The sequence below is a fragment of the Streptomyces anatolicus genome (genome assembly GCF_019400875.1).
Classification (GTDB): domain Bacteria; phylum Actinomycetota; class Actinomycetes; order Streptomycetales; family Streptomycetaceae; genus Streptomyces; species Streptomyces anatolicus.
Map to the genome: position 1 here is coordinate 1 of NZ_WMBF01000274.1, position 8,416 is coordinate 8,416.

Here is an 8,416-nt window from a genome sequence, read left to right on the forward strand (position 1 = left end):
GCCCGCGCCCCGTCCGCGTCCTGCTCCGGATCCTGTGGCCCCTCCTGCTGCCCCCACTGGCCCGCTTCCGCCGCTTCGTGACCGTCGGCCTCATGCCCCCCGACGCCCGGCAGGCGCTCGGCCTCCCCTGGACCCCGCGCCAGGAACGCGCCCTGCGCCGCTTCGGCAGGGCGCTGCGCACGATCGTCCCCCTGCTGCCCGAACGGCTGCGCTACCTGCCCCTCGCGCGGCGGGCCCGCGCACAGCACCGGGCACAGCACCGCGCCGCCCGTCGTTGAGACCGGGCGGCGCGGCTCACCACGACGTCAGTGCTTGTGGCCGTGGTCGTGCACGCCGTTCGTGGCAGCGATCTTCTTCCACGACTTCGGCTTGGCCGGCACCGCGGCGGAGCGGGCGAGCCCGGCCTCCCGCGCGGTCGGCGTGTCCGGCCGCGACGGCTGGTACAGCCAGGTGTCGAAGAGGCTTGCGAGCTGCTTGCCCGAGATCCGCTCGGCGTACTTCACGAAGTCGCCGACCTTGGCGTTGCCGTACTTGTACTGCTGCGGCCAGCCCTTGAGGATGGCGAAGAACGTGTCGTCGCCGATCTCGTTCCGCAGCGCCTGCAGAGCGAGCGCGCCCCGGTCGTAGACGGCGCTGTGGAACTGCTTGTCGGGACCCGGGTCACCCGGCTTGACGGTCCAGAACGGGTCGTCGGGGGAGCGCAGCGCGTACACGTAGTCCGCCAGCTCCTGCGCCGTCCCCTCGCCCTCCTTCTCCGACCACAGCCACTGGCTGTAGCGGGCGAAGCCCTCGTTGACCCAGATGTCCTTCCAGTGGTGCACCGAGACGCTGTCGCCGTACCACTGGTGGGCCAGCTCATGGACGACGATGGACGCGTTGGAGCCGTTCGCGAACGCGGCGGGGCTGTAGAAGGGCCGCGTCTGCGTCTCAAGGGCGTAGCTGGTCTTCACGTTCGGGACGTATCCGCCGAGCGCGTTGAAGGGATACTTCCCGAAGACCGTCTCCAGCCACTCCGCGACCTCGGTGGTCCGCTCGATGCTGGCCCGCGCCGCACCCGCGTTGTCGCCGAGGTCCTTGCTGTAGGCGTTGAGGACCGGCAGGCCGCTCTCGGTCTTGTCGGTCGTGATGTCGAACTTGCCGACCGCGAGCGTGGCGAGATAGCTCGCCTGCGGCTTGTTGGAGCGCCAGTTGAAGCGGGTCCAGCCGAGCCGTGAACTCTGCGACTGCAAAACGCCGTTGGAAATGGCCTGGCTGCCGTCGGGCACGGAGACCGACACGTCGTACGTCGCCTTGTCCAGCGGGTGGTCGTTGGAGGGGAACCACCACGCGGCGGCCTCCGGCTCCTGCGCCGCCACACCGCCGTCCGGCGTCCGGTGCCAGGCCGTGTAACCGTCTATCTTCAGCTCGGACGGCTTGCCCGCGTACCGCACCACGACGGTGATCGGCGTGCCCTTGGCGAGCCCGGCGACCGGGGTGATCTCCAGCTCCTGCTCGCCGGTCTTCTCGAACTTCGCCTTCTTGCCGTTGACGCGGACCTCGGAGACCTTGAGGCCGAAGTCCAGGTTGAAGCGCGAGAGGTTCTGCGTGGTACGGGCGTTGATCGTGGCCGCGCCTTCGAGCAGGTCGGTCACCGGCTGGTACTTCAGCCGCAGGTCGTAGTGGGATACGTCGTAGCCGCCGTTGCCACTTGCCGGGTAGTAGGGGTCGCCGATGCCCGGGGCCCCCGGGGAGAAGTCCGCGGCCGATGCCGGGATCGCCAGCAGGAGAGAGGCCGCGAGCGCGCCCGGGGCGATGAGTCTGCGGTGCACGTCAAGCTCCAAGTCGTAGGGGCTCAAGATCTGTTCGTCTGTTCGACGACCCTATTCAGCACTTCCCTCGCACGTCATGTCCATGGCCCCGGACGTCACACGATCGCCATTCGGCCGACATGTACCTGGTTGTCCCATGGACCTGCATGGGAACGCCCGGCCCCCTGTCGCACAGGAGTTCGCCGGTGTACCTTCCGCGCCATGCCGATACGTGCGCGACGCACCCGCCTCCTCTGGAGATCGCTGCTGACGGTGGCCCTGGCCGCCCTGATGGCCACCCTCATGTCCCCCGGCGCGGCGCGCTCGGCCGCCGAGAGCCCGCGCGCGCCGAGCGAGGCCCCCCGGGCCCCGGGGGAGAGCAGACCCACGTACTCGTACAAGGACGCGATACGTGAATCCGTCTGGGTCGACACCAGGATCGACGGCGACGAGAACGGCAGGACCGACCGCGTCGCCGTCGACATAGTCCGCCCCCGCGAACTCGACCGCACCGGCCGCCGCATACCGGTCATCATGGACGCGAGCCCGTACTACGCCTGCTGCGGACGCGGCAACGAGAGCCAGAAGAAGACGTACGACGAGAACGGCGACCCCGTACGCCTCCCGCTCTACTACGACAACTACTTCGTGCCCCGCGGCTACGGCTACGTCGCCGTCGACCTCACCGGAACGAACCGCTCCGACGGCTGCGTCGACGTCGGAGGCCGCTCCGACGTCCACTCCGCCAAGGCCGTCGTCGACTGGCTGAACGGCCGCGCCCGCGGCTACACGAGCCGCACCGGCGACGAGCGCGCCCGCGCCTCCTGGAGCAACGGCAGGACCGGCATGATCGGCAAGAGCTACGACGGCACCATCGCGCAGGGCGTGGCCGCCACCGGAGTGCGCGGCCTCAAGACCATCGTGCCGATCGGCGCCATCTCCTCCTGGTACGACTACTACTTCGCCAAGGGCGCCCCCCTCTTCGGCAGCGGCCCCGCCGGCCTCGCGAACGCCGTGCAGAGCCCCGAGGCCCGCGCCCGCTGCGGCGCCGTACGCCAGCGCCTGATCGACGGGGCGCCCCGCAGCGGCGACTGGACGCCCCTGTGGAACGAGCGCGACCACGTCCCCGACGCCGACAAGGTGCGGGCCAGCGTCTTCGTCGTCCACGGCATGCAGGACCTGAACGTGCGCACCAAGCACTTCGGCCAGTGGTGGGACGCCCTCGCCGATAACGGCGTCGACCGCAAGATCTGGCTCGGCCAGGCCGGCCACGTCGACCCCTTCGACTTCCGCCGCGCGCACTGGGTACGCACCCTGCACCGCTGGTTCGACCACGAACTCCTCGGCTACGACAACGGCATCGACCGCGAACCGATGGCCGACATCGAGCGCGCCCCCGACCGCTGGACCACCGACCGCGTCTGGCCCCCGCGCACCACGGACACCGTCAAGCTCCGCCCCGCCAAGGGCTCCGCACCCGGCGTCGGCACCCTCGGCACGCGCCCCGGCAAGGGCACCGAGACCTTCACCGACGACCGGGAGCTGAGCGAGACCGACTGGGCCGAGCGCATCCACACCTCCACGCCCGCCAAGGCAGGCTTCGTCACCAAGCCGCTCGCCCGCGACCTGCGCCTCGCCGGCTCCTCGAAGGTCACGGTCACCGCGACCCCGACCACCCGCACCGCCCACCTCTCCGCGGTCCTCGTCGACCTCGGCCCCGACACGATCCGCGACTACGCCCACGAGGACGAGGGCATCGTCACGCTCCCCGACCGTGACTGCTGGGGCGCGAGCACCCCGGGCGACAGCGCCTGCTTCAAGAAGACGGAGGCGAAGACCACCGCCGTCGACTACACGATCTTCAGCCGCGGCTGGGCCGACCTCGGCAACTGGGCCGACGCCGAGCGCGGCCGCCCGCTCACCCCGGGCAAGCCCCACACCCTCACCCTCGACCTCGCCGCGAGCGACCACGTCGTACCCAAGGGCCACCGCCTCGCGCTGATCGTCGCGGGCACCGACAAGGGCCTCATCGAACCGCCCGCCGACACCCCGACGCTCACCCTCGACCTGGCCCGCACCTACGCGAAGGTGCCGCTGGTCGGCGGCGCGAAGGCGTTCACCACCTCCACCACCGTCACCCCCCGCGCACCCCGTCTCGACGGCGTGGCCCCGCCGCGTCCGCTCAACCCCCTCCCGGGAGGCAGCACTTCATGACACCGCGCATCCGCACCCTGGCGCTGGCCTGCGCCGCCGCCGCGCTCGCCGCGCCACTCCTGACGGCGCCCGCCCAGGCGACACCGACCCCACCGCGTACCGGATTCGAGGAGACCGACGGCGCCCGCTGGACCACCCAGCCCGAGGAGCAGAGGCTCCTGTCCACCGTGGACAAGGCGAGCGAGCGGATCTCCGTCTCCCGCGTCGGCACCACCAAGCAGGACCGCCCCCTGCGACTGGTCCGCATAGGCGAACGCCCCACGAAGAGCGTCGTATTGCTGATATGCAGCCAGCACGGCGACGAACCCTCGGGCCGCGAGGCCTGCCTGTCGACGATCCGGGACCTCGCGTACGCCAAGGACAAGAAGACCCAGCGGTTCCTGAGGCGCACCACGCTCCTCGTCGTCCCCACGGCCAACCCGGACGGCCGCGCCGCCGACACCCGGGGCAACTCCGACGGCGTCGACATCAACCGCGACCACATCGCCCTCAAGACCGCCGAGGGCCGCGCCCTGGCCGCCGTGATCCGCGACCACCGGCCGGACGTCATCTACGACCTGCACGAGTACGGCTCGACCCCCCAGTACTACGACAAGGACCTCTTCGACCTCTGGCCGCGCAACCTCAACACCGACGAGGCGGTGCACGAGGAGGCCCGGACCCTGTCGAAGGCGTACGTACGCCCGGCCGCCGAGGCCGACGGCTACACGACGGGCACCTACGGCATCTGGACCGACCCCGTCACGGGCGAGCCCATCAAGCAGACCGCGGGAGACGGCCAGGAACGCATCCTGCGCAACGTCTCCGGCATCAAGCACGCGGCGGGCCTGCTCATAGAGAGCCGCGTCGACCCCCTCACCGAGGCGGAGAAGAAGGACGAGGCGCTCAACAACCGCCGCCGCGTGAAGTCCCAAGCCTCCGCCCTCGAAGGCCTCTTCACGTACTCGGACGAACGCCGCGCCCGTCTGGAGCGTGCCACCGGCGCCGCCCGCGCCGAGGGTTACCGCGACCGCGGCCCGGTCTACCTCGGCGGCGCCGACAACGACCCCGCCGAGCCGGCCGAGATCATCCAGAACCCGCCCTGCCGCTACCGCCTGGACGCCGCCCAGTACGGCGACATCAAGGACGAACTGGCGCTGCACGGAGTGACGGTGAAGCGCGACAAGTCCGGCGCGTACGTCCCGCTGCGGCAGGCCGCGCGGGCCCTCATACCGCTCCTGCTCGACGAACGTGCGCCGTATCACATGGTCACAGCTCGACCCGACATGGACTGTTGAGGGCCTGAGATGCGCGTCACATGTGGTAGGGGGTAACGGAGAACAAAGTCTCGACGTAATCGACCCCTTGAAAGGTGTCACCTGTGACGCAGGATCAGCGACAAGCGGACGACGGGGGAGGGTCGCGGGAGATCATGGCGCCCGCCCCCGGCGGCCGGTCCCCGAGCACGGACCGGGTGGTGTTCGGCGTGACCGCCGGGCTCACCCTGGCGTTCGTCGTCTGGGGCGCGGTGGCGACGGACTCGCTCAAAGATATCTCCACGGACATGCTCAACGGCCTGATGCACAACGGCGGTTGGTTCTTCATGCTGACCGCGAGCGGGTTCGTGGTCTTCGCGCTCTGGCTGGCCGTCAGCCGGTACGGGAAGATCACCCTCGGGAAGGAGGGTGAGGAACCGGAGTTCCGCACCGTCTCCTGGGTCGCCATGATGTTCAGCGCCGGTATGGGCATCGGCCTGATGTTCTACGGAGTGAGCGAGCCCCTGGCCCACTTCACCTCGCCGCCGCCGGGCACCGACCCGGCCGACTCGGCCGCGGCGATGGAGACGTCCATGGCCACCACCCTCTTCCACTGGACGCTCCACCCGTGGGCGATCTACGCGGTCGTGGGTCTCGCCATCGCCTACAGCACCTTCCGGCGCAACCGCCGCCAGACCATCAGCGCCGTCTTCGAACCGCTCATCGGCAAGAAGCACGCGCGCGGCACCTGGGGCCGGGTCATCGACATCCTGGCCATCTTCGCCACCCTCTTCGGCTCGGCCGCCTCGCTGGGCCTCGGCGCCCTGCAGATCGGCAGCGGCATCGAGGTGCTCGACTGGATGGAGGACGCCGGCACCGGTCTGCTCGTCGTGATCATCGCCGTACTGACCCTGGCCTTCGTGGCGTCCGCCGTCTCCGGGGTGGAGAAGGGCGTCCAGTGGCTGTCCAACATCAACATGGTGCTCGCGCTGCTGCTGGTGGTGTTCGTCTTCATCGCGGGCCCCACCGTCATCATGCTCGACATGCTGCCGACCTCCATCGGCGCCTACCTCAACGACCTGCCGCAGCTCATCGGCCGCACCGAGGCCTCCAGCGGCAAGGGCGTCGCGGACTGGCTGAGCGGCTGGACGGTCTTCTACTGGGCCTGGTGGATCTCCTGGACGCCCTTCGTCGGCATGTTCATCGCGCGGATCAGCCGCGGCCGTACGATCCGTCAGTTCGTCGGCGGCGTCATGCTGGTGCCGAGCACGGTCAGCCTCATCTGGTTCGCGGTCTTCGGCGGCAGCGCCATGACCGTCGCGGACCGGGGCGGCCTCAAGGGCGAGACGACCCCGGAAGCGCAGCTCTTCGGCCTGCTCCACGAGTACCCGATCGCCACGGTGACCAGCCTCCTCGTGATGATCCTCGTGGGCATCTTCTTCGTGTCGGGTGCCGACGCCGCGTCGATCGTCATGGGCACGCTCTCCCAGCGGGGCGCACTGGAACCGGGCAGGTTCGTCGTGATCTTCTGGGGCATCGTGACCGGCGCCGTGGCGGCGATCATGCTGCTGATCGGCGACGGCTCGGACGACGCGCTCACGGGTCTGCGCAACCTCACCATCCTCGTCGCGGCGCCCTTCACGCTCGTGATGATCGGCATGTGCGTCTCCCTCATGCGGGACCTGCGCCACGACCCGCTGATCGTGCGCGGCGAGCACGGCACGGAGGCCGTCGAGAAGGCAGTGATCGCGGGCCACGAGCAGTACGACGGTGACTTCGAGATCCGCATCGGCCCCGCCCAGGACGACGACGGCGACGGCGGTGGCGACGGCCTCGAAAGGGACAACGACCCGGTCAAGACCGGCTGACGGTCCCCGCGGGACCCGGAGGGCGCGCTCGACAGGCGCCGCCCTCCGCGCGTTCCGACCCGCCCAGCGGGTTCCGCCCCTCCAGCGGGTGCTGCCCGCCCAGCGGGTTCCACTCCTCCAGCGGGTCCGCCCGTCCAGCGGGCTGTGCGCGGGTACGCCCTCGACCGCGCGTACGCAGTGACACGCGTCCGGGGCCGCCGCGGGCACACCGGCCGGGGTCGCCCGCGGCGAAATGTGTCATGCCGTGCTCACATCACCCCGCCGCTGGGGATACTCACAGCATGTCTGCCGAGTACGCGACCTTCGGTCTGGCACCGGCCATGCGAGCCGGTGGAGTTCTCGCCAACGGTGACTTCCAAGTGCACCGCGACTTCGTCGACTTCATCGTGAACGGGCGCCCCCTCCTCTTCCAGCTCTGCGACCTCGACGCGGTGTCGCCGCTGGCCGCCGACATCCCGCCCGCCATCTTCACGGCACACGTCCGCAGGCTCCTCCTGGAGGCCCGGGCACCGCTGCGCGACGGGCGGTACGTCATCTATGGCTGCCCCGAGTGCGAGGCCCTGGAGTGCGGCGCGGTCACGGCGGTGATCGAGAAGGCGGCCGACGGCGGTGACGACTTCATCTGGCGCGACTTCGCCTGGCAGACGGCGGAACCCGTCGACCTGGAACTCAACGGCTACCACGGCATAGGGCCGTTCCGCTTCCGCGGCGCCGAATACCGTGAGGCGCTTGGCCGGTTGCTCGCCGCCGACGCGCCGCAGGAGCGCCGCAGGGTCCTGCTGATCGGCGCCCGCGTCGCGCTCCTCGCCAAGCTGGCGGCGGCCCTGCGCACGATCGGCATCGGCGCGGAGATCGCCGCCGACGCGGCGGGCGTCCCACCTGACGAGCTGCGTACGTACGGAGCCGTCGCGTTCGGCCGCGCGGTCCCCGACGAGACCCGGCGCTCCGTGCGCGCGGCGTTCGAGCAGGCCGGGATCGAGGTCACCTACGTGGACGGTCTCGCGCCGATAGTCCCGCTCCTGGTCGCCCAGATCGAGTACGCGCTCGACCGCAGCCCGCGCGAACAGCGCCGCCTCACGCACCTCGCCGCGTGCCGGGACGCGGCGAGGCTCCAGGTCACCTCGGCCTGCCGGGTCCAGCTGATCACGTACCGGGTGGACCGCCTCTCCCGCGCCCACGTCCACGAAGTCCTCGACGAGGTCCTGGAGGCGGGGGAGCACCGGGTTCCCCTGGCGGGGAAGGCGACGAAGGGCGCGTCATACGTGGTGGCCCGAACCTCCACCAGCGTCCTCGTAACCCCCACGTCCCCCAC

The 8,416-nt window shown here is 70.5% G+C and carries 6 protein-coding genes; 5 read left to right on the forward strand and 1 reads right to left on the reverse strand.

The features are described from left to right. Positions 1-278, forward strand: a 278-nt coding sequence (locus GKQ77_RS21795) for an oxygenase MpaB family protein (RefSeq protein WP_219690615.1), incomplete at its 5' end; no start/stop codon positions are given. A gap of 27 nt (positions 279-305) precedes the next feature. Here GKQ77_RS21795 and GKQ77_RS21800 read toward each other — a convergent pair. Then, positions 306-1,808 carry a M1 family metallopeptidase gene (locus GKQ77_RS21800; protein WP_219690619.1) on the reverse strand — a complete coding sequence of 501 codons (1,503 nt, stop codon included), beginning with the start codon at positions 1,806-1,808 and terminating at the stop codon, positions 306-308. A gap of 201 nt (positions 1,809-2,009) precedes the next feature. Here GKQ77_RS21800 and GKQ77_RS21805 point away from each other — a divergent pair, with 201 nt between their 5' ends. The 4 genes from GKQ77_RS21805 to GKQ77_RS21820 form a co-directional block, all read left to right on the forward strand. Beyond that, positions 2,010-4,001: a Xaa-Pro dipeptidyl-peptidase gene (locus tag GKQ77_RS21805; RefSeq protein WP_219690616.1), complete on the forward strand. Its 1,992-nt coding sequence runs from the start codon at positions 2,010-2,012 to the stop codon at positions 3,999-4,001. Continuing rightward, positions 3,998-5,278 (forward strand): M14 family metallopeptidase, encoded by a 1,281-nt coding sequence (locus tag GKQ77_RS21810; RefSeq protein ID WP_219690617.1) that lies wholly within the window; start codon positions 3,998-4,000, stop codon positions 5,276-5,278. The genes GKQ77_RS21805 and GKQ77_RS21810 overlap by 4 nt, the downstream gene beginning before the upstream one ends. A gap of 134 nt (positions 5,279-5,412) precedes the next feature. Next, entirely contained in the window at positions 5,413-7,104 is a 1,692-nt protein-coding gene (locus tag GKQ77_RS21815; RefSeq protein WP_219690620.1) for a BCCT family transporter, read from the forward strand. A 281-nt stretch (positions 7,105-7,385) separates the two neighbouring features. Then, on the forward strand, positions 7,386-8,416 hold a 1,031-nt coding region (locus GKQ77_RS21820; protein ID WP_219690618.1), incomplete at its 3' end, for an oxidoreductase.